Here is a 23,700-nt window from a genome sequence, read left to right on the forward strand (position 1 = left end):
AAGCAGACCCCCTCGATAAAACCGAGGGGGATCTGCGATTCAAACCATATTTTATTTATTGATAGCTCTGTAAACAAATTTTGTGGATTCTACATGATGTTTAGTGAGAGCTACATGAACCAGCGACGCTCTTACATGAACTATTCGATTCTCTACAGGGATGACGGCGGCTTACCTGCATGTTTGTGGATTCTACATGACGCTTTGTTGGCGCTACATGAACTAGAGACGCCCTTACATGAACATCTCACTTCCCTACCAGCCCCTCATCCACCCACCTCCAAATCACCCACTTCCACACAAACCTTCCCCCTAAACAAAAACCTTATATACCAAAAAAAGCAGACCCCCTCGATAAAACCGAGGGGGTCTGCGACTAAAACCATCTATTATTTATTAATAGCTCTGTGAACAAATGTTGCGTATTCAGCTCTTGTTGCGTTGGCATTCGGCTTGAATGTGCCGTCTTTGTAGCCAGTCGCTAAATTGCTTGCGGTTACGCTGTTGATTGATCCTTCAGCCCAATGTCCTTTGACATCTTTGAAAGAGGTTGAAGAGTTCGAAGCTTTTAGCGCAAAAGCATTGGTCAAAATTTTACTGATTTCTGCACGGGTGATTTTGGCGTTTGGCGCGTAATGGCCAGGCGAACGCCCTTGGACGATTCCCGCTTTCATGACTGCGTTAATGTTGCCGGCTGCCCAATGCGATGAAGGGACATCTTTGAAAGCCGAGCTTTTGACTGGCTTCAGTTTTAATGCGCGTGCGATGATCGTTGCCGCTTCCGCTCTTGATACGTCATTGTTCGGTTTGAACAAGCTGACATCGTATCCTGTGATGATGCTTTGCGTGCTCAAGCTTTTGATTTCTTTAACTGCCCAGTGGCCTGTCGCTACATCATAATACTGGCCGACTGGAAGAGCTTTTTTGGCTACAGGTTTTGCGACAGGTTTCGATACCGGTGTCGCCACATTTTTGACTTCGCTCAAACGGCGGGCACCCGTGTATTTTGGAGCCCAGTATGAATTGGTGTTTAAGTTGGCAACCGTTACACCGCTGCTCGTTGCAGAAATGAAGTTGCCATTGCCGACATAGATACCGGCATGAGAGATTCCAGCTTTGTATGTACCCGAAAAGAATACCATATCGCCTTCTTTAAGATTGCTTTTGCTGACGCCTGTTCCAATTTTGTATTGTTCAGCGGCAGTTCTTGGAATTGAAATGCCGAAGTTGTTGAAAACGTAGCGTAGATAACCGGAACAATCGAATCCTGATGGTGTTGTTCCTCCGAATTTGTAAGGTGTTCCTTTAAATTTATTGGCATATGTTGTAATTTCATTGGGTGTTGCTGCATTGGCTTCGGTGGCATTGAATGGGTTGGCTGATAATAAAAGAACAGCAATTATCATAAGCATTAGACGTTTCTTCACATAGCACCTCTTGTGTGGGATTTCGGGATGGTGATCAAGCATCTACCGTTAGTTACTTATTTAGTATATTTTTGATTGTATCAGTAAAAACTCCCATATCATGTTACAGTTATATTACAGTTGCGTAACATTGCCTATTTGTATGTTTAATTTTAGGACATTACAGGTATATAAATGTCTAGATTTTAACTAGTTTAAAAGAACCGCCATAGACGAAAAAAGACCTTTTTGCCTGATGGCAAAAAGGTCTTTTTAAGATATTTATTTATTCGTGGCGATTTTCTTTGTCGCCCCAGCACTCAGTGTTTTTCAAGCCTGGAATATTTTTAGCAAAGAATTCCGGATTTTTGCCCGCTTTGCGCTGGCTTGTGTAATCCTCCAAAACTTTGAAAGCAATTTTTCCGAGGAGAGCGATAACGACCAAGTTGAGTATGGCCATGAAGCCCATGAACAGATCAGCCATGTTCCAAACCAGTTGAACTTGTGCCAACGCACCGAACATTACCATACCCAATACCCCGATACGATAAGCCAGCAACCAAGCACTGTGGGCATTGATGAACTCGATATTCGTTTCCCCATAATAATAGTTCCCGATAATTGAGCTGTAAGCGAAGAAAAGGATTGCTACCGCTAAGAAATAAGGAGCCCAATCGCCCAAGTGGACGTTCAATGAAGCTTGTGTCAAAAGGATGCCTTCTTGTTCGCCGTTCGAGTAAAGGTCTGCCAAGATAATAATGAACGCTGTCGCAGAACAAATGATGATGGTATCAAAGAAAACACCTAAACTTTGTACAAGACCTTGTTTGGCTGGATGCGAGACGTTAGCAGATGCCGCAGCGTTCGGCACAGAACCCATACCGGCTTCGTTGGAGAACAAGCCCCGGCGAACGCCTTGCATGATGGCTGCACCAATTCCGCCGCCTACTGCTTCTTCTAAGCCAAATGCACTCTTCACAATTAAACTGAAGACCGCTGGAATTTCAGTAAAGTTCATGATCACAATATAAAGTGCTACCAAAATATAGGCAACAGCCATGATTGGAACAACGACTTGAGTAACACGCGCAATCCGTTTAACGCCACCGAAAATGATGACGGCCGTCAATAGGACAAGAGCGGCTCCTACTGACCAATCTGGGATATTGAAAACATCTCCAAATGATTGGGCAATCGTATTTGATTGGACCGAGTTAAAAATAAAACCGAATGCCAAAGTCAATAGTATGGCAAAGACGATTCCCAGTTTGCGGGTTCCCAACGCCTTTTCCATATAGTAGGCTGGCCCACCACGGAATTGTTCACCATCGCGCACTTTATAAACTTGCGCTAGTGTACTTTCAATAAATGCAGTGGCCATTCCGATGATGGCGACCATCCACATCCAAAAAACTGCACCTGGTCCTCCAATAGCGATCGCTAATGCGACACCGGTGATATTTCCTGTTCCTACTCGTGAGGCTGTAGAGATTGTAAAAGCCTGGAATGCGGATACCCCGCTGTCTCCATCTTTTTTCTCAGTGATGACACGGAACATTTCGCCGAATAGACGAACCTGGACGAATTTGGTGCGAATTGTAAAATAAAGGCCAAGACCCAATAGAAGTGCAATTAATATGTATGTCCAGAGCAAAGTATTGACGTTATCGACGAACCACGTGATTCCTTCTAAAAAAGCATCCATCTCTGTTCTCCTCCTTTATTAGTAAACTTATTAACAATACCCTGTTTCCACTGGAAAGAAACTTCCTTTTCCTGGCGGATAGAAAAATGAGACCCTCTGTTGAGAGGGTCTCGGATATCGGCTCGCTTCATCATACCATGCGACTTTCTTACATAAGAGTTGTTTGTATTTTAAGTTATTTCCCGGGAAATAGTGGCTTAAGTTGTTTTCAATGTATGGGCCAATACCCGCGCACCGATGGCAAGGGCCCCGTGGTTAAAATTCATGTCCGGATGATGCAGCCCTGGTGCGAGATCCGCTCCGATTCCAATCATCGCCGCATGCAGTTGCGGTTTTTTGATTGTATAAAAATGAAAATCGTCTGCTCCTGTTGTATGGACCGGCGGCGCTGTAGCCTCATCACCCAAAGTTTCCCGGATAGCGGCATCGGCGATTTGCATGGCGACTTCCGATACTTCTGCCGCAGGCGTATAGTCCGTCCACTCAAAAGAGATATCGACATCATGCAGATTGGCGATTGCTGTTAAACCTTCACCTATTTTGCGCTGAAGTTCCGCCATTAATTCGTTTGATTGGGAGCGGACATCCATCGAAAACTTAGCGCTTCCCGGAATAATATTTAAGCTGTCTCCACCCGTTTCAATATGCGTCAGCTTCGCTGAATACGACTCGAATGGCGAAAAATAAATTGATTTCACGAACTGGTGAATCGCCGCAATGACGTCAATTGCATTTTTGCCTTGATGCGGACGGGCTCCATGGGCATCCACTCCCATGATTTTTCCTCTCAGGAAAATCCCAGATCCGTGATGAAGCGCAGGCGTCACTTGGCCAAACGGCAACTCCTCAATCGGACGCAAGTGCACTCCGTATAAATGCGATACCCCATCGATTGCTCCCCGCTCGATCATCGATAACGAACCGTTGCCCCGCTCTTCTGCCGGCTGAAAAATAAAACGTATACGTTTCGTCAGTGTTTCATCTTTCAGATGCAACAGCGCGCCAAGCACCATGGCCATATTGGCATCATGTCCGCAAGAATGATTGGCCTGCAGCTTGCCTTCCACTTCCTGCCAAAGCGCATCGATATCCGCACGTACGGCCACCACTTCAGGTCCTTCGCCGATTTCAGCAATCAAACCGGTGACATCCGGAAACGTATGGTGCTGAATGCCAAGCTCTGTCATAATCGCTGCCAGTTTCTTCGTCGTCTCGACTTCTTTCCAACTCACTTCCGGATGCGTATGGAAATGCTGAAAATATTCCAGTATTTGCTGTTCGATGTCCATGTAATTATCTCCTTTGGGTTGAGAAGTTCATGTTGATAATTTGATTGTACACGAGGAGATGGGCTGGGTGAAGGATTAATGAGAACGCGTCTATTATTTGAGGGGTTCTAAGTGAAGCTTTTGAGGTTCTGGATGGATAATGGATTCCTACATGACGTTTCAGCTTGTCTACATGAACAGATCGATCCTTTACATGAACAACTCCGCTTTCTACATGAAGTTTGTTGGGTTCTACATGAATTGCGGACTCCTACAGGACGTTTTAGCTTGTCTATATGAACAGATCGATCCTTTACATGAACAGCTCGATCCTTTACATGAACAACTCCACTTTCTACATGAAGTTTGTTGGGTTCTACATGAATTGCGGACTCCTACAGGACGTTTTAGCTTGTCTATATGAACAGATCGATCCTTTACATGAACAACTCCGCTTTCTACATGAAGTTTTACAACTTCAATGATCATACTTCATTTTTCCTGAGGTTGACGGATATATTGGCGATAGCGCCGGCCGCCCACGGGTTGGCAACCACTTCGGATAAGGAACCGCTTCGCTGCATCCAAACTTTTCAAGCCGATGAAATCGCGGCATTCGGCTGTATTGATAGTGGATTTAATTAGCATGAACCAATCCTGCAATGCAGCTGCATGAGCATCTTGGCTGACGAGCCGGCATGTTTCACATTCCCAGGCACGCTGCGTTCTTTCCATCTTGCCAAGTATGCAGCGGGGGCAAAAGACGCCGGTCTCGATTTCCGAAGGATCGATTTGAAATTTCGGGGCGAGCGGGAAAGGCTGGTACTCTTTATGCGTAACCACTAAGCGGCTTCCGAGCTGATGAAGTTCTTCTATAGAAAGAACCGGTGCTGGCAATTTCATTTCCGATAAGTGAACATTGACTTCTCCAGCAGCCAAAACTCGGACATTCGGCGGTGCGCCTTCAACAATTTGAGAGGGGTGCGCGATGATGATCACGTTGGCCACCGGCAACGGACATCCAAGAGTTTTTAAAAATTTGCTCATGCGCAATGCGGTTTCGTTCATTTGCGCGATGGGGCTCTTGTAGCTTTTAATTTCTCCGGTTGCTGAAATCGAATGCAGCGCACTCGGATTCTGCTTGAACTCGAGTTTGCCAGCGATGTTTTTGATCTCCAACAGAAATACACAACTCTGTGTGAGCACAACTGTGTCCACTTGGATTTTAAATCCCTCTCCTAATGAAAAATCTTGGATTATCCGGTGTGGATAAGGCGGATCAAAAAATTCCAGCGCCTCATCCAGCCGCTCTTCCCCACCATAGCCCGCTTTGGCATTATTGAGGCTATTTTTAACAGTTGCCCGTTTGGGGTGCGTCGGGGAAATCCTTTTCAATAAAGCTTCATACCCTTCAATTTTCATTGGCTTTTCACGGTGTTTAATGATCATAACATCTCTCCTTTTTTTCATTAGTCTAGCAGATAAAAGAAGAGATTACCATTTATATCCAAATGCGAGTTTTGAACCTTCTATAGTGCCCAAATATGAGATTTGAAGGTATATTAAAGTAAGGATTTTCGTTTTCTATATGAACTTCTTGTCCCTTTAAATGAGCTATTCATCCTCCTACCTAAACATTTCACGTTTCTACACGAATCAGACATCCCTATCTCACATTTCACCCTCTCTACCTGAACATCTCATCCCCATACATGAACTATCGACTCGCCTACCTAAACATCTCACTCCCCTACACGAATCACACATCCCTACCTCACATCTCACCCTCTCTACCTAAACAACTCCCCCCTTTTACATGAACGATCCACTCGCTTACCTAAACATCTCGCTCTCCTACACGAATCACACACCCCTATCTCACATTTCACCCCCTCTACCTGAACATCTCACCCCCTACATGAACGATCGACTCGCTTACCTGAACATCTCGCTCCCCTACACGAACCTCACATCCCTACCTCACATTTCACCCCCTCTACCTGAACATCCCATCCCCCTACATGAATAATCCACTCGCCTACCTAAACATCTCACTCCCCTACACGAATCCCCCCGCTCACACCCCCTCCCTCGCCCAACACCCCATATGCCAACCCCAAAACACGCTTTTCGCGCGCGAAAAGCCACAAAACAGCCCTTGAACTAAAACGATGAAAGCAGTTTGCTTGCTCTCATTATTCTCCCATTTTTAGTTTTCACTGCTGCCCTGTAATCTTTTCTAGCCAAAGAAAAAAACCACCTCAACGGTGGCTTTTTACAGGGATCGAGAGAATCATTTCTTCTAAGAGAATAGGCATTTCCTCGAATGTGTTTTTGATATGGAGGCGTTCGGTGCGTTTGTGGGCGTCTTTGCCGTAAGGGCCGACGTTTAAAACGGGCGCCGTTAATTGTTTCATTGCCTGGAACGGGATGCTGTAGGGATCGCCGTAGACAGGTGTGTTGTTTTCATAGGTGACCCAGCCGTCGCTTTGGTCGTTGTAGTTGACGTAGCTGAGGTCTGAAATGCCGTTGAAATAATGGACTTGTTCGATGTCCAGGTTGAACTTTTCTTTGGCATTGGCTGTCACTTGTTCGACGCATAGCTTCACCAGCTCGTTTTCGGATGAATTGACGGGTGGGTAGTAAGGCGGCGCGTACATCAGCACGATGGCTGGCGTCAGTTCCTGGCAGTTGATGAGCAGGATGTCGGTGACATGCATCGATTTTTCCCGCACATCCCATTCAGGATGCATCAGCGTATCACGCAGCAAATCGGTGACGTAGTCATTGCCGAATTTATTGAGTGCATATTCCATCAGCTTTTCGTAGCGCATGACACGGATACTGCCGACCGGTTCGATGTTTTCGCGTTCGCACATCGCGTGGTAGTCGCGCTCGCAGTGTGCTGCCGCCTCATTGGCAACGGTCTCAAAAATCTCGAAAACTTCTTCCGCCGTACGTTCCATCATAAAGACATTGTACATGGCAGCCGTGCGATAAGGCGTCTGCGCAGAATAAGACAGTTTTAAATCACGTTGCGTCAGAGTTACCGGCAAAGGCGTGGTTTCGCCATAGACGACTTCCTTGAAATTCGGATTCCATTCCATGCGATGTGTCAGATAAGTCGAGATGTAGCTTGATGTAATGCCTGACAATGGTTCACCGACATGCGTTTCTTTGCCGTAGAACAGCGCCGATGGCATGATTTTTCCGATTGATCCCGTGTAGAGGTAATGGGCCTTGTCGCCGGGTTTCATTGCAAAAACAGGTTCGCCGTTCAGGAACAGAATAAATTCAAGTCCGTGTTCACGTTCAAGATCCAGCAGCTTGGAAACACCGTAGCGCATGCCGGCCGAGTTGACTTCCTCATCCGGTACGGTCATCAGCAGCAAATTGATCGGCCATTCTTCGATGGAGGCTTTTTCGATCAATGCCATGTGCAGCGCTAAGCCCGCTTTCATATCCATGGTGCCCCGGCCGAAAAGATACTCGCCGGAATCAAGGTCGTTTAACGTATCCGCATCCAGTTCGTCGCGGATTAACTTAAAGGCCTCTGCCAGTTTATAAGGACTGCACGCCAAAGGTTCCAGATCTCCGTATTCTCCTGTATGGACGGTGTCGAAATGGCTGAGCAGGACGATGGTATCAACGGCTTCCGGATGCTTGTAGAGAGCTGTTACGTTTTGACGCTCCCAATTCACTTCACCCAATCCGATATATTCCGGATGTTCTTGGAAATACGGAAGCTCCATGAGCTTATCCTTCAACTTATAGGCAAACTCCACTTCTCCATCTGTCAAAGTCAGGCTTTTCCAACTGACAAGTTCACACAATAAATCCTGTAATTTCTCTGGCGTTCCCCATAATGTGGCCACGGCTTGTTCACTCCCCTGATTGTTCATAGCTGTCTAACTTTCTTCTATTATAGTGAACTTGGCTGCAAATAAAAAGAGGGCGCGAAAAAAGCATAGATACTCCTCCATAAAAAAAACGGCTCATTGTGAGAGCCGTTTTTTGCGTTTCTTCAATAAATCTTCTGCTGCACCGGAGCCGAACAACACTCCGATGACAATCAGCACAAGTCCGTATAAGTGGCCGGCAGTAATTTGTTCATTCAAAATCACACTGGCTCCCACGAGAGAAAATACTGTATTCAAGTTCATGAAGATGGCGGCTTTAGTCGGACCCGCCTGACCGATTGAATAATTATAGAGCATATGGCCGACCGCTGTTCCAAGCATGGCCGAGAACAGGAATGCCACCCAAAACGACGTTGGCACCGCAGCGAATGCTCGGATTTCACCTGGTTCCTGAATGAGCGAGATGATGAACAGAACCGTGGCCCCCACAATAAACATATAGCCTGTCAACAAGCGCGGATCCAGCGAACGTGCGGCATTGGCGATGACGATATAACTAAGCACCTGTGCCAGAATCGACAGGAAGACGAAAATGTCTCCGAGGTTCAAACCAGTGGCTGCGCCATTTCCCACCAGTACGGTCGCGGCTACTCCCGCAAAACCTACCACTACCCCCAGCCATTGCAGGCGAGACGGCACGTTTCTCATGATCAATGAAACCAGCACCGCTGTCAGCATCGGACCTGTCCCAAGAATTAACCCGGCATTCGAGCCGGTAGTCAGACTGAGCCCATTCGACAGGAAATAATGGTGGCCCACGACATTCAGCAGCGAACCGAGAAAAATGTATTTCCAGTCACTTTTGGCCGGCCAGCGCAGCATTTTGAAACCAGCCAGGATGCCGATGACCGACAAGCCGGCCAGCAAAATCCGAAACGCCGTCAATGTGACCGGGTCCACGAACGCGACCATGTATTTAACAGAGGCTAAGTTAAAGCCCCAGACAATCATAACTGCTGTCAGGATGCCATAAATTTTCCACTGATTCACTCGCGAAGACCTTCTTTCAACTTTCCGAATATAAGGCTGTATTTTACGCCTGTTTCAGGTATCTGTAAACGCCCAAAACTTTATTTGATCGATGATGTGTTGTAATTATAAGCTTTTCTGCCGATCAGCAAACTGAAAGCGATAAACGCTGCAAGCGACAGCAGCACCGGCAAAGTCACGGTATGGACGCCGAACAGGTTGCCGTTTTCCAGGTTGTAGAAATGCAAGCCGATATAGCTGATGATGCCCGTAGCCATCGAAGCGATCGCCCCGTATTTATTGCCCCATTTCCAATACAGGCCCAGCACAATCGGCCAAATAAAGGCTGCTTCCAACCCACCGAATGCGAATAAATTCAGGAAGATCAATAAATCAGGCGGATCCAGAGCAAGCAGAAAGACGATTACGCCCAAGATGCCAGTGACGCCGAACGACACTCGCTTGATGGTTTTGATGGTGGCATCAGGTTTTATGTAATTCAAGTAGACGTCTTTGACAATGGATGAACTGACCAACAGCAACAATGAATCGACTGTCGACATGATGGCAGCCATCGGGGCAGCCAGAACAATGCCCGCGACCCAAGGCGGCAAAGTTTCCAACGCAATGAGAGGAATAACTTTATCGCCGATTTCGATGCCCGGCATAACCGGACGGGCAAAAACGCCGATCAAATGCATGTTCAGCATAATAAAACCGGTGACAATCGTTCCAATAATCAGCGCTCTGTGCATCGAGCGCGAGTTTTTATAAGACATCGCCCGCACTGCAATCTGCGGCAGGCCGACAACGCCGACACCAACCAGAATCCAGAACGACGACACATAGGCAGCACTTAAATCGCCTTCTGCTCCGTACGGCGTCACCAAATTCGGGTTTTCATTGATGAGGTCATTGACGATATTCGGAATGCCCCCGCCCGCAATGATGACGGCAATCAGCAAGATCAGCGTCCCGATCAGCATAACTGCTCCCTGCACAGCATCCGTCAAGGCCACGGCACGGAAACCGCCGATCGTCACGTAGACAAGCACACTGATCGCAAATAAAAACAAAGCCGAGTTATACGATAAGCCAGTCAGTGATTCCACCAGGCGAGCGCCGCCTATCCATTGAGCGGCCATAGCGGAAAACAGGAAAATAATGATGCTGAGCGCCGACAGCAGCACAACGGCTGAACTGTCATAACGGGATTTCAGGAAATCGATCATTGTAATTGCTTTGTAGCGGCGTGCCATAATGGCGTATTTCTTGCCGAGAATCATCAGCACAAAATAACCGGTGACCACTTGGGACATGGCAAGCAATACCCAACCGAATCCCATCGTGTAAGCAGTGCCCGGCCCCCCCAGGAAACTGGAAGCACTGCCGTAAGTCGCGACCATGGTCATGGCCAGCACAAAGCCGCCAAGTTCACGGCCGCCAAGGAAATAATCACTGACAAAGTTGGAGGTAGTTGATAATTTCCGGCTTGCCCAGTAGCCGATAAAGAAGATGATCAATAAAAAGACGATCATCGGCACTAAAACTGCGTAATTCATTGCAGGTCCTCCTCTTCTTCAAATGGCACATCTGTAAAGAAGAACTTCACGATGACGATCACCAGAACCGCAATCACCAAAAATCCGACAACGCAGCTGTAGAAAAACCAATCCGGCAAGCCGAAGACGTAGCTGTATTCCTCTACCGGCCGTGAGCCCATGCCGTACGCAAAGCCGAACCACCAGACAAAATTGAACAACGCCAAGCCGACGCCGATTTTTGCTTCCCGGTGGGCAACTTTAAATCGCCAATCCGTTTCTTCCATTTCATACACTCCGTTCATCCGCTTTTTTCATCTGCATCTATCGTACACCATTGCCCGCTGCAGATTAACCCCATTTGTCCGCTTTTCTTCCAATTTAAAACCCGAAAGCAGCTGCTTTCGGGTCGAGTTGCTCGATTTTATCGGGCCAGTACATATTCGACATACGCACGCCAATTCGTATTCTTGGCATAGTCGAAATTCGGCTGACGATTTGGAAACGGCATGAAGACTTTAGGCGGTGCAGTGAAGTTCTCAAGCTTTTCTTCATTGAGAACCAGAATTCCCGCTTCCGGTCCTTCAGTCAGCACGGCTTTGCCGCTTACTTCAAAATTGGTGGCGACCGGCAGAACATCCGGACGGCCATTGATGTTCAAGGTATGGGTTTTCCCGGCGCTGCCATCGTAGTCGAAGAGCCAGTTTATCGGAAGGGCAACAGCATCTTCCGCTGTTTCCAAGGCGATAGCGGTGTTGACGTTGCTGCCAAACGGCATCTTGCTTTCAACCGGCGCATCCGCTGCAATCCGAATTTCGTAATAGGCCAGCGGGTTAGTCTGTTCTTTTGGATCTAATTGGTGATAGGCCACGAGCCATTTGGACTCTTCAGCAGGCATCTCGGAAACGCTGATAACCGTTCCAGTCGCAATGCCTTCGATCCCTTGCCCTTCAATATCCACTTGGTCCGAAACTTCAACCAATGGCCATTCATCTGCCAGCACATAGCTGAGGAATATTTTTTCATTCGAATAGATCTCAATGCTTAATGGTTCTGTATCCCGGTTGATTTTTGAAACCGTTCCATCTACCGGGCTGATGACTGACGGGTTCGACAGGCTTTGCGATAATTGAGCATCGAGTACCGCCAATTGGGATTCGATCGAAGCCAATTGCTGTTCCGCCTGCGCAATGCCCGCCGCATAAGATCCATCTTGTGGAACCGCGACACCGACAGAGACATTCACGTCGAACTTGATGGTTTCATCGTCTTCATTGGTAATTTCGGAATTGTCGGCTTTGTCTTGTGATACAGGTCCGCCTTGAGCAGCCCGCGCCTGTTGAAGCGCAGTGAGTGAACTTTGCACTTCAGTCCGCTGGCTTTCCAAAGCAGTCTTTTGTGTTTCCCAAACCTTGCGCTGTTCCTCGGATTCCGCTTCGTTCAAACTGGCAAGTTCCGACCCGGCCGTTACGCTGTCGCCTTCATTAACCATCCACTGCTGAAGCGCTTCGTGGTCCTGCACATAGATTTCCACAGTCCCTTGAGGTGCTGTCAATGCTTCTTTGAACAAATGGGTGTCGTATGTACGCGCATACGTTTGTTGATATTCGCCGACATAGACGCTTTTTGGCAAAATGCTTTTCTCACCGAACATCAGTAAAGTATTTGCCGTCAAAAAGGCAATGACCGCGATAGACAAACCTACGAAAAAGAATCTATTCAAACGGATTGCCCCCTTCCATAAAACCTCTCAGCATATCGTCCACCGGAATCAGGCTAAATGAAGCTACGATCAACGCTGCAACAATATGAAGCAGAATCAAACCAAGCAAAATCAGCTTTGGATTGATTTTCGTGAAATTACGAATAAACCGGTACTGAATCGCAATGATCAAAGACGTGAATAACGTCAATTGGTTGAAGAAATAAATTAAAAATTCGTTGTCCAGAAACGTCGAGGCAATCGGTCCGAATGAAAAAATCGATACGGACATCGTGAAGCCCGTCAAGGCAAACAGCAGGAAAATCAATCCTTTTTCAATAATCAGCAAAGCTGTCACATAAGTTTGCATGACAATCGCTGCACGCCATGGCATCCTCAGCATTTTGCTGAATAAAAAAGCAGCGATGTAAAGATGGAAAGCCAAATAGAAGCCCGCCCACAGCAGTGTTCCGGCAAGTGAAGTCCAGCGTGCCAATGTATACGCATCCCACATGCCCGCTGCCAGTAACGGCGTCAGCGATTCTGTGTTCATGCCCCAAATCTCCCCGAGAGCGAAAACCAGCAAGCCGATCGCAATAATCCAGGCAATGCGTTTACTGACATTGCGCATTTCGGTGTTTTGTAAATTATGTATGAGTTGCCCTTGTCTTGGGAAAAAGTGCCAGAATTTAAAGTCTGATATCATGCGCGTTGGTCCTTTCAAGGCATTTAACGTTCTGCTTCATTATACTTTACCAAAAAAACAACCTCTTTGGAACGCATCAGCTGGTACATTTTACAATATTTAAAACGTTTGAGCCGAAAGGCATAGGGAATTGGTTGAAGTGAATAAGCGGGAGAAATTGTGCGCGTGCCTGGCACGCACACAATTCCATGATATTCATGTAGAAACTAAGAAACTTCATGTAGAGCAGAAACTAGTTAAGGTAGAAGCATGACTTACTCTTGTAGAACCCCAAACTCATCCTGTACAACTACAAAACCTCATGTAGCCTCACACATCCTAAGCAAAGGCGCGTGCACCACCGCTGCCGAGCGTTTCCAGAACCTCTCTCTACCTATTTATTCCATACAAAAACAGATGCTTGTATCACCCCATCCCCCAGCTGAGCCGCCCCCCCGGAGTGGGTGGAGCAATAAGCCAGGCAGCGATCTTCAGCTGCCTGGCTTATTGTGGGAACCCACTCCAAAGCGGCCGAAGCGACTTATAGAGACACTACAAAGCTATTATCTTCCTCTTTTCTGCCTGGCTTATCGCGGAACCCATTCCAAAGCAGCCGAAGCGATTTATAGAGACACTATAAAGCTATTATCTCCCTCTTTTCTTCCTGGATTATCGCGGAAACCCCTTCCAGAGCGGTCGAAGCTACTTACAGAACCACTCAAAAACCATAAAAAAAAGAAGGCTGCTCTTGGCGAACAGCCTTCTTCCCATCTGAGATTATTCTTCGATGATACGGTATTTCTTATGTGAAATTACGGTCATGTTGGATGCCGCACCAATTTCTTTTGCGTCTTCTGGTGAAATTTCAACAATCACCGAGTTGTCCATAATTTTAAAGATGGTGCCGTTAACATCGACGCCGTTGCGAGTGAAAGAAATCCATTCGCCAATGTAGCGGGCTGCTACGAATTCTGATACTTCTTTTTCATGGGGTTGGAATGCCATCATTACCACGCCTCTCTTTTTAAAACACTATCTATACATTATAACACATTTCGCCACCCATTTCACCTCTCAGCCAACACCCGATCCAAATGATTTTATTCACAAAGCCGGTGTCAGAAGGCTTTTGGAAAATATAGAGAGGATATCTCTTCTTTAGTCATGGTCTTCCATTTTCATGAATCGGCGGACTGCGCATAACTCCGTTTCGTGTTTTGTGCCGGCCAGTTCAATGATTTCCACCGATCTTCCCGGCGTCGGGGAATGCAGCATTAATCCATTGCCATAGTAAATCCCAACGTGATGGAGATTCCCTTTTCCTTCTTCATAAGCAAAGAACAGCAAATCACCGATGTGCCAGGCATCCTGGTCGTACTTATCGATTTCCAGTCCTTCCAGCGACTGATCAACAGCATCGCGCGAAATGATGACGCCGTTCGCCTTCATTAAATTATAGGTGAATCCGGAACAGTCATAACCATAGCTCGACATGCCGCCCCATAAATAAGGCAGGTCCAAAAACCCGGCGCCTAGTTTGGCGATGTCCAGACCGCTCCCTCTTGGACTCTGGTTATAGGCAGCGACAATTTCCACAGCATCTGCCATGATCAAAGCGTCGCCATCCGGAGTTTGCAGGCGGACGAATTCGCCGAGTTCCTTAACCGGGAGCAGCGTATTAAAAGATACAGCTTTCAAAGGCGCGAAGCTTTCTGTCCATAGCTGAGCTTTATTTGCCGTTACACGGGCGTAGCCGAGTTCGGTCAGCGCTTCGACTTCCTTCAGCTGAGTCATCGGGACCCATCCCGGATAGCCTCGCTCGTCTTTGCGACACGGTTGCCACAATGCGATAATTTTCGCCCAACCGTCCACCACTTCCTCAATCACCACGGGCTCGCCGTAAAGAAGCTGTGTTTGGATACGGCCACTGTCAGTCAAGTCTTTATTGTCCTCACGGCTCATTTCCTGCAGCCATTTATTGATATTGGGATTTTCCGTAATGCCTTCCGCGTCGACCGGACGCGCTTTTTCCGGCGCCGTCCACACGGTCGCAACCGGCACACTGCATACCCACGTCGTAGATTCTGTCTGCAGCAAATTCTTCACTCCGTTTCTATTGTTCGTTCATTCAACTCCCGGAAGGATGGTCAAAGTTTTGGCATCGCCATCCAGCCGTGCAAGTGCGCCGAGCGGCACAGAGAAATGCGGTTCGCAATGGCCGATTTTAAAGCCTTTCACTACCGGAATCTTCAAGTCGCCAAAGTAATCGTTGAATACCTGATCCAAGGTCAGTGATGGCTTACGCTTTTTAGGGCTGGCATTTTTGAAATCGCCGATGACGATGCCTGCCGCTTCCTCAAATTTGCGTGCCAAGCGCAATTGGTTCAGGATTTCATCCACTTCATAAGGCTCTTCGTCGATGTCTTCAATCAATAAAATCTTGCCTTTGACATCCAAATCGAACTTGGTGCCGACTGCGCTGCGGATGAGCGACAAGTTTCCTCCGACCAGTTCGCCTTGCGCAATTCCGCCGACGATAGTTTCAAGCGGCGCTACTTCCTCTGTGTAATGCAGCTCAAACGGTTCAAACAATTGGCCAAACATGCGGCCGCTCCGTTCATGGAATTCCGGTTTGCCGACATCTGATGCCAACATCGGACCGTGGAACGTAACCATCTCGGCGTATTCCCCGATCGCCGTATGTAAAAAGGTAATGTCGGAATATCCCCAGAACACTTTCGGGTTTTCCATAATCATGGCGTAGTCGATCCGGTCTGCGTAGCGGGCAGCGCCGTAACCGCCGCCTGCGCAAATGATGCCGGACACTTCCGGATCCTCGAACATGGCATGAAGGTCGGCCAAACGTTCATCATCTGTTCCGGCTAAATAGCCATGAGCCGCATCCACCGATTTGCCGAGCTTGATCTTTAAGCCCAGTTCTTCCAAAAACGGCAGTGCTTTTTGCAGATTTTCTTGATTGGGTGGACTGGAAGGCGCGATGATGCCGACCGTATCCCCTTTTTTCAGTCGTTTTGGCAATTTCCGCAAAATGATCTACTCCTCTTTTTCTGTATTCATGCTTTTCCCATTATAACCTGAAATGCCTCAAGCATTATCAACTCACGATTCAGCAAAACTTCGCCTGCATGGCAAGTTCGGCCATCACCAGCATAGCCCGGTAGGCTTCCAGAATATCTTTCGCCTGAAAATGAACGATGGTCGTGCCTTCTTCCAAATGACAGCCGGGCATCATGGCAGCCAGTTCCGCTTCGCCATAATTGGTGAACTCGATTTTCAATAGCGGCGACTCCGGCGGCACCAGCGGTTTGACATTGGCACGATTCTCGATGGCACGAATGGTTTGTTCATGCAAAAGTATGTGGGCTTTTTTCGGATGCAATGTCTGAACGGCTGAACGCGATAATGATTTTTTGACTGCCGCTGTCGTAACGTTCGGGATCAAGGCCTCCGCTTCACGGCAAGCACAATCGTCTCCCGCCACCAATAAAACCGGAACCCCATGATAACCCGCCACGTACGCATTAAATCCCAGTTCCCCGATTTCCACTTCGTTGATCCACATCGATCGGATGGCAAAGATCATAGAATGGGCCATCACGCCTTTTTGTCCAGCGCGTGCGTGGTAGCCGGCAAAAAAAGCACCGGTGTAACTGCTGTCCAGTCCTTCGACCATCGAATACGTTTTCACGCCTCCACTGATCAAATCCGCTTCTTCATGCAGTTCCTCAGCAATGAGGTTGTTCATTTTCGAATGGCTGTCGTTGACCAAAAATGACGTTGCGCCGGCATCAACTGCACCGCAGATGACGGCGTTGGCATCTTCCGTCATCAAGCGGCGCCCCCGTTCATAATTGGCTTCTGCCGAATCGACGTAAGTGTAATCCGGCAAAGCTGTAACACCTTCCATATCCATCGATAAATAAAATTTCATGAGACCTTCCCCTTTCAGCTGACTTCCACTGCCTTTTATCAATCAATGTACCAATATCAACCCATAAGTTCAAATGCCGTTCTAGTGCAAAACGGGACAAATAAAACCTTTTTATTTTATTTTTTAGAATTTTTAGTTATTTTGTACGATGTTTATTAGGAATGATGCATTTATACTAAAAACAAGTTAGCAAACACTGCAACTTACCTGTAAGATCTTCCACTTACACAACCCAATCGAAAAGGAGCGGATCGTTATGAATTTTGACAAAGTACTGGAACTCGGCTGGGGAGATCTTGCAATCGGAGTCGCTGGATCGACAGCAGTTATGCTATTCATCAATTTCTACACACTTATGTAAGGGGTGACTTATGAATATCGCAGAAACCTAAAAGCTCTTTTCCCATTCAAACGGAAAAGAGCTTTTCATGTGCAGTTTTTTGCCATACAAAAACGCCTCCCCATTTATCCGGAAAGGCGTTACTATCCATAGGCTGCTGATTTCACTTTACAAACCTCCATATAATTGTTGTGATTCTCGCTGTTGGGCAATCAATGCATCGAACATTTCACGGTCCCCTGAACTCAATGCCTCATCGATCATTCGGCTGTAGTTTTCCTGTTCCAAGAAATAAATGGCATCGGCCGCTTCTTTTTGAGTTTGTTCGTTCACTTCGATCAACTCCGCTCTTTCTTCCTGCAGGATCGCTTGAAGATGTCTGTGAATATCCGACACGAGCAACAATTGATAGAGAGGTAAGCGGATAAAGCGATTGCCTTTTTGGAAGACGAAGACTTCGGAGAGATTTTCAACCTGGAACGTGTTGAGGTTAACGATGATCTCCTTGCCTTCCACCGGAATAAAATGGAACAGCTCGTCGTCTTTCATGATAGAGAAGTACTGATAAGCAAAAACGAACTTCACCAAATGCCCTTCTTTCTTCGTATAGAACGGCTTCATGAGTTTCACATGCAACATCTGACTCACCCCCATCTTTTTTCGTAATATTCTGATTACATATATCATACCATAAAATCCATTTTTCGAACATAGATTTGCATAAGAACAACCTTATATAATAGACGTTTAAGCATATTATTTTGTTACAATTTTGACATAAAATAATTATTTTTTTATTATTGCGAGACAAAAGAATTGCTTCGCAGCCCAGAGCTTTAACTATATTGTTTTAAGCATTTTGATTGGTGCCGTCCAATTCAAAACAGCCAAAGCGATTCCTCTTCCTACATTCTGCGATACTATCCGCCGCATAAAACACAAAAGCCCTCCAACCGCCTAAAGAGGCTGTTAAAGAGCTTTTGAAATGGAATTCATTATTTTTTAGTACGTGTTCGCTGATGCCGATGGCGAGGCGAAGAGACCACGAAGTGCATTTCGTTCGGATTGATATAAATGGATACTTTGTCCATGATATAGGCAATCAGCATATGAAATTCTTCATCTCCCATTTGCCTTCTGTGAAAAATGATCCTGTTCATTTTGAAATCGACCTGCACCTGCTCCAGATGATCCGGAAACAATCGCGGGTTGTGAACGCTGTAACATTCACCTTCTGATGAAATTTGCCAACTGATTTTGCCAAACACCAAGTCCGCTCTCGCGTCTACTACTTCCCATGCTACCACGTCTTTCGGCTGCAAAACGGAACGCAAGTCGGGGATTTCCAAAACAAACGAATTGAACAACTATCATTCTCCTATCCGAAACGCTGTAATTAGGTCTTTTATACTTTTATAATACCATTTACTTTACATAAAACAAGGATTATCAGAAAATAAAGTAATGATTCTGCGAGTTGAAAACCGATTAACTTTTCTTCATCGTTTACGGAGCTCTTAGAAAGTCGTATAATAGAGGGAAAGTCTATTTTGGGGCGATGCATATGGCTACGGTTCAATCCCTGGCGAAAAGATTCGAAGATACGATTCACAATTATATGGCTGCTATCGACAAATCCCTTCTCCCGACGCGTGCGTTGGATGAAGAAATGGTTCGAAAAGCAGTCTTTTTAGTGCGCCACGACGGCGTGCAGATTCAGTCGTTCAACGAAGAGCGCTTGTTGCTCGAAGCCGTCGTTAAAGACGCGCATGCAGTTAAAGTCATTCTTAATTTCGATAAACTGACGGCCATCTGTGCCTGTCCGCAGGAAACAATGTGCCGCCACCGTTTGGCAGTTATTTTTGCCCTTTATCAAAAAATCGGTTCGTTATCCGAATGGGTGGCGTCATGGCGCGAGCCTGAGAACAAGCAGCTGACCTTATTGTCCGAGAAGCGCTCTCCTGAGCAATGGACAAAACTGATCCGCAGCGTCTGGCGCGAAGCGATTCCGGATTACACGACCCGCAATTATTTTTATTTCGAGCAGATGTACGATGGCCGTTTGAAAAACGCGATGTCGTATGTGCCTTTGGAACGCGAATGGAAAGTGCTTTATCGCACTTATGCCCATTTCATTTCATTGACGGAAGTCTGGGCTACCTTCATCTCCGGGACCCAGGAGGTGCACCATTCGTTCTTCAAGACCTGGTTCGATGACGAACTGCATGAATTGCGCGACTTGCTTGGCCAGCTGCGTGGCCAGCACCGGACATTTGAAGCGGATGCTTTTTTTGAATACTTAAAGACACTCATCCGTGAATTCATGGAAGTGAAGGACGGTTCGTTCTCGCAGCGTTTTGCTCTTTATCAGCTGTTCTGGACCAATTTGTTCACCACCAGCAGGTTGCGCGAAGAAGAATTGGCTGCCTTGAAAAATCCCGATGAACGGCTGAAAGCCTTTTTTGCGATCAGTTTAAAGAAAGATCTTGATATCAAGAAAATTTCACCGAATGAAGCCCATGACTGGGTTGAGCTGGCAGTTCTTGCGGAAACTGAAAATCATCCACAGGCACTGGCCAATATATTGTCAGCAATTAAGCCGCACGTAAAAACCTTCCTGTTTGAAGGCCTGTATACGCAATACCGGCACCAATATGTGCGGACGCTGAGCCGCTTGTTTTCACAGATCGAATTGAGTGAATTGGACTGGGAAGATCTATTCAAACAATTTGGCCATTACGGCCTTCCCGCCTATTCGGCGTATTTGATCGAAAAGCGTTTATACAAACAATGGGCCGAACTGCATCATCTGCATAACTCTCCTCTTTACTTTGCAGAGGAATGTGGACTGAAGGAAGTGCAGTCATCAGCGCCTGATTACGTGCTGCCTTTGTTGCACCGCTATGCGCTGGCTTATTTGGAAGAGCGCAATCGTCCGAGCTACAAGCAGGCCGTCCGAATCTGGAAGAAGATGAAAGCTGCCTGCAAGAAAAGTGGTCAAATGGAGTTCTGGACTGCGTACATCAATGAAATCCGCACACAGAATAAACGCCTGCGTGCACTCCAGGAAGAGATCGAGAAAGGAAATCTGATATGAATCAATTCCAAACTGAAGGAAGCCGCCTCTACTATTTAACGATCAGCCGCGGAGAACTTTTCCGCATCCAGGCGACCAATGAAGCCGGCAACCGGATTCCACCGGAAATCTGGAAGCCATATTTGTATTTTCTGGACAAAGACAGCTTTTTCGGATTGACTGCACAAACAGATGGCTTGGATTTGATAGTGACGCCTGCTGATTTTGTCCGGCTGTTCCAGCGCGAACCGCATCATTATGTAACATTTGCAGGACAACGTGCGGAAGACGAAGCTTGGCTGAAACTTGCCGGTAAAGTAGCGGATTCTCTCAACGATCCTCTTTTATGGGATCATGTATCAGTTGACGGTGGCGAAATTTCCATCAACGATACATACGGCGATGAAGAAATCCGCACATTCCTTGCCGATACGATCCACCATCAATTGCGCCAAAAAGGCTTATCGGTTGGCCAACTGCCTTACATTCAAGGCTTTGTCCAAGAAGCTGGCTGGGAAGGCTTGGCGGATGCCGATGACTATGTTGTCGCTGTCCAGCTGAGTGAGCCGGATGCCGATGAATTTTGGTCCTTTAAAGTGGTCATGCGTTCGAAACGGGGCAGTGTATACTGGTCCCCTTCCAAGCGCCGAGCAGATGAACCGATCGACAAAGCATTGCCGGAGAAATGGCGTCCCTTTGCGGAAGACATCAAGAAACGCCAATCGCTGTTCTTAAGCCTCTGCCCTTCTGTCGATAGGTTCGACGAAGACCGCTTCTATCATGCGGAATGGACAGATGCCGAAATTCTTGAATTCCTGCGCAACGACGCGGAAATTCTTCAGGCTTTCGGTGTCGAAGTCTCGATTCCGTCTTGGTTAAAAGCCGTTCAGGAATCCAAGATCCGCGTCAAAGCCAATGTCAATTCGCCGATTAAGAAAGCGTCGGTCGTCGGGCTTGACCAAATCATCAATTTTGACTGGCAGTTTTCATTGAATGGCCATGAACTGAGCATGCAGGATTTCCAGCGTCTTGTTTCCGAGAACAAGGAGTTTATTCGCATCGGGAACGAATGGGTGCGCGTTGACTCGAATTTGTTGATGCAACTGCGGAAAATGATCGAAGAAGCCGAAGATGCAGACTGGACGATCAAAGACATGTTGTTCCAGAACGTACCGGAAATCATGCTCGATGAAACAGCGGATGAAGAGGATCCACTTGTGGAATTCCATTTGAATAGATCTTTAAAGACCTTGCTTGATAAATTATTGGATAAACGTGATTTGCCGGAAACACCGCTGCCAAACAATTTATTGACGGAGCTGCGGCCTTACCAGAAAATCGGTTTCGATTATTTGGTGTTCATGCGTGAAGAAGGCTTTGGCCTTTGCTTAGCGGATGATATGGGGCTCGGCAAGACAGTTCAGCTGATCACTTATTTGCTGCATGTCCACGGAAAAAATCCGGATCAGCCATCGCTGATTGTCTGCCCGACTTCGGTGCTTGGCAACTGGCAAAAAGAATTGGAGCGCTTTGCGCCTGATTTGAAAGTGGTGACCCATTATGGCAGCATCCGTCCGAAAGGCGAGGAATTCAATGCCTTTTTAGCGGCGGAAAAACCGGATGTCGTGTTGTCGACATACGGGATTGCATCTTCTGACGACGAGGAAATGCAGAGCCTGCACTGGTCAAGCATTACACTCGATGAAGCGCAGAACATCAAAAACATGTATACCAAACAATCGCGGACCATCCGGAAATTCAAAGGCGACCATCATATCGCCTTAACCGGAACACCGATTGAAAACCGGCTGTCTGAATTATGGTCGATTTTCGATTTCATCAATAAAGGCTACTTGTACCGCATCAAACAGTTCCAGGAAAACTTCATGATTCCGATCGAACGCGATAATTCTGAAGAAACGAAAGAAAAATTGCGTCAGCGGATTCAGCCTTTCTTGCTGCGCCGGACCAAGAAAGATCCGGACCTTCAACTGAACTTGCCAGAAAAACAGGAACAGCTGGAATATTGTCCACTGACACCGGAACAGGCCGCTCTTTACGAAGGGCTCGTCCAGGATACGGTGCAGAAAATGGAGACGCTCACAGGTTTCGAGAAAAAAGGGCTGGTGTTGAAAATGCTCAGCAAATTGAAGCAGCTATGTAACCATCCGTCTCTGTATTTAAAAGAGCCGTATACGAACGCTGCTGAAATTCTGCCCCGTTCTCAAAAACTGGAGCGCATTGTGACCTTGGCCGGGGAAATTGCGGAACGCGGGGAACAATGTTTGATCTTTACACAATACATCGGTATGGGGCATCTATTGCAGCAGGCCATCAATGAGCTGTATGGCCATGAAGTGCCGTTCTTGACAGGCAGCATGCCGAAACAGCAGCGTGATTCCCTGGTGGCTTCTTTCCAAGCCGGCAAATTCCCGATCTTCATCCTATCGCTAAAGGCGGGTGGCACCGGCCTGAACTTAACGGCTGCGACACACGTTCTCCACGCGGACAGATGGTGGAACCCGGCTGTTGAAAACCAGGCGACTGATCGTGCTTACCGCATCGGCCAGACTCAATTTGTCCATGTCCATAAATTTGTGACCATCGGGACAATCGAAGAGAAAATCGATTCCCTGCTGGTGCAAAAGCAATCGATGTCTGAAGAGTTTATTCAGTCCAGCCAGTGGATGACCGATCTGTCAGACAACGACTTGAAGGAATTGTTCACGTATTCGCTATAACTAGATAAATTAAACTAATAATCTATACCAATAACGATTCTATTATGGATATTCCGCAAACCAGCTACGCTTTCAGGCCCGCAGGATGCGGGTCATACAGCTGGTGTGACAGGACGTCGCGATGTCAGCTGCAAGGGCTTGCGCCGAACTAACTCGGGCTAATCACCCGAGTGGATTTCTCAGATGTCGCTGCGCTGCTCCCGTGGGAGTCTCCACTGGTTTGCTCCATATCCTGACAATTAATTTTTTGAAGACAATTAGAAGAAAGAGTGGAAGGCTGCGAAGGGTCAAAGATATGTTCCTGCATCACTGCGCTAGCTTCGTCCGCGGAAAGCGTCCGCCTGGAACCTTATCTTCATTTCTTCACTCCTGATTGAACTGAAAGGTAAATTCTT

The 23,700-nt window shown here is 47.0% G+C and carries 18 protein-coding genes; 2 read left to right on the forward strand and 16 right to left on the reverse strand.

Annotated elements, in window-relative coordinates; translation table 11 throughout:
- Window positions 1-389: 389 nt before the first annotated feature.
- The 16 genes from QMA01_RS16835 to QMA01_RS16910 all read right to left on the reverse strand — a co-directional run bounded on the left by QMA01_RS16835 (window position 390) and on the right by QMA01_RS16910 (window position 18,855).
- Window positions 390-1,427, reverse strand: coding sequence for a C40 family peptidase (locus QMA01_RS16835; RefSeq protein WP_290187193.1), 1,038 nt, complete (start codon window positions 1,425-1,427; stop codon window positions 390-392).
- A gap of 265 nt (window positions 1,428-1,692) precedes the next feature.
- On the reverse strand, window positions 1,693-3,111 hold the full coding sequence (locus tag QMA01_RS16840) for an alanine/glycine:cation symporter family protein (RefSeq protein WP_290187194.1): 1,419 nt from the start codon (window positions 3,109-3,111) through the stop codon (window positions 1,693-1,695).
- A 197-nt stretch (window positions 3,112-3,308) separates the two neighbouring features.
- Window positions 3,309-4,400: an amidohydrolase gene (locus QMA01_RS16845; RefSeq protein ID WP_290215535.1), complete on the reverse strand. Its 1,092-nt coding sequence runs from the start codon at window positions 4,398-4,400 to the stop codon at window positions 3,309-3,311.
- Window positions 4,401-4,871: 471 nt separating this feature from the next.
- Window positions 4,872-5,828, reverse strand: a complete 957-nt coding sequence (locus QMA01_RS16850) for a nuclease-related domain-containing protein (RefSeq protein ID WP_290215536.1) — start codon at window positions 5,826-5,828, stop codon at window positions 4,872-4,874.
- 812 nt (window positions 5,829-6,640) lie between these two features.
- Entirely contained in the window at window positions 6,641-8,254 is a 1,614-nt protein-coding gene (locus QMA01_RS16855) for a M20/M25/M40 family metallo-hydrolase (RefSeq protein ID WP_290215537.1), read from the reverse strand.
- Window positions 8,255-8,374: 120 nt separating this feature from the next.
- Window positions 8,375-9,289, reverse strand: a complete 915-nt coding sequence (locus tag QMA01_RS16860; RefSeq protein ID WP_290215538.1) for a DMT family transporter — start codon at window positions 9,287-9,289, stop codon at window positions 8,375-8,377.
- 80 nt (window positions 9,290-9,369) lie between these two features.
- A complete protein-coding gene (panF, locus tag QMA01_RS16865; RefSeq protein ID WP_290215539.1) occupies window positions 9,370-10,830 on the reverse strand; it encodes a sodium/pantothenate symporter in 1,461 nt (486 codons plus the stop codon).
- Complete coding sequence (locus QMA01_RS16870) at window positions 10,827-11,096, reverse strand: YhdT family protein (protein ID WP_191714464.1); 270 nt, start codon at window positions 11,094-11,096, stop codon at window positions 10,827-10,829. The genes panF and QMA01_RS16870 overlap by 4 nt, the downstream gene beginning before the upstream one ends.
- A 137-nt stretch (window positions 11,097-11,233) precedes the next feature.
- Window positions 11,234-12,532, reverse strand: a complete 1,299-nt coding sequence (locus tag QMA01_RS16875; RefSeq protein WP_290215540.1) for an efflux RND transporter periplasmic adaptor subunit — start codon at window positions 12,530-12,532, stop codon at window positions 11,234-11,236.
- Window positions 12,525-13,217, reverse strand: coding sequence for a hypothetical protein (locus tag QMA01_RS16880; protein WP_225218305.1), 693 nt, complete (start codon window positions 13,215-13,217; stop codon window positions 12,525-12,527). The genes QMA01_RS16875 and QMA01_RS16880 overlap by 8 nt, the downstream gene beginning before the upstream one ends.
- A gap of 756 nt (window positions 13,218-13,973) precedes the next feature.
- Window positions 13,974-14,204, reverse strand: a complete 231-nt coding sequence (locus QMA01_RS16885) for a DUF2187 family protein (RefSeq protein WP_225218304.1) — start codon at window positions 14,202-14,204, stop codon at window positions 13,974-13,976.
- Between the two features lie 150 nt (window positions 14,205-14,354).
- Complete coding sequence (locus QMA01_RS16890) at window positions 14,355-15,293, reverse strand: C40 family peptidase (protein WP_290215541.1); 939 nt, start codon at window positions 15,291-15,293, stop codon at window positions 14,355-14,357.
- A 27-nt stretch (window positions 15,294-15,320) separates the two neighbouring features.
- Window positions 15,321-16,244, reverse strand: a complete 924-nt coding sequence (locus QMA01_RS16895) for a S66 peptidase family protein (protein WP_191713578.1) — start codon at window positions 16,242-16,244, stop codon at window positions 15,321-15,323.
- Window positions 16,245-16,323: 79 nt separating this feature from the next.
- Window positions 16,324-17,148, reverse strand: coding sequence for a M55 family metallopeptidase (locus QMA01_RS16900; protein WP_290215542.1), 825 nt, complete (start codon window positions 17,146-17,148; stop codon window positions 16,324-16,326).
- A gap of 508 nt (window positions 17,149-17,656) precedes the next feature.
- The gene (locus tag QMA01_RS16905; RefSeq protein WP_203339069.1) at window positions 17,657-18,127 is read right to left on the reverse strand and encodes a transcriptional regulator; all 471 of its coding nucleotides are present in this window, start codon (window positions 18,125-18,127) and stop codon (window positions 17,657-17,659) included.
- A gap of 356 nt (window positions 18,128-18,483) precedes the next feature.
- Window positions 18,484-18,855, reverse strand: coding sequence for a hypothetical protein (locus QMA01_RS16910; protein ID WP_290215543.1), 372 nt, complete (start codon window positions 18,853-18,855; stop codon window positions 18,484-18,486).
- A 197-nt stretch (window positions 18,856-19,052) separates the two neighbouring features.
- On the opposite strand from QMA01_RS16910, the gene QMA01_RS16915 reads away from it, so the two are divergent.
- Together QMA01_RS16915 and QMA01_RS16920 are read left to right on the forward strand one after the other, a co-directional pair.
- Entirely contained in the window at window positions 19,053-20,585 is a 1,533-nt protein-coding gene (locus QMA01_RS16915) for a hypothetical protein (RefSeq protein WP_290184003.1), read from the forward strand.
- Window positions 20,582-23,305: a DEAD/DEAH box helicase gene (locus QMA01_RS16920; RefSeq protein ID WP_203339066.1), complete on the forward strand. Its 2,724-nt coding sequence runs from the start codon at window positions 20,582-20,584 to the stop codon at window positions 23,303-23,305. Before QMA01_RS16915 ends, QMA01_RS16920 begins: the two co-directional genes overlap by 4 nt.
- Window positions 23,306-23,700 lie beyond the last annotated feature (395 nt).

It is taken from the genome of Planococcus notacanthi, from assembly GCF_030407825.1.
Classification (GTDB): Bacteria; Bacillota; Bacilli; order Bacillales_A; family Planococcaceae; genus Planococcus; species Planococcus notacanthi.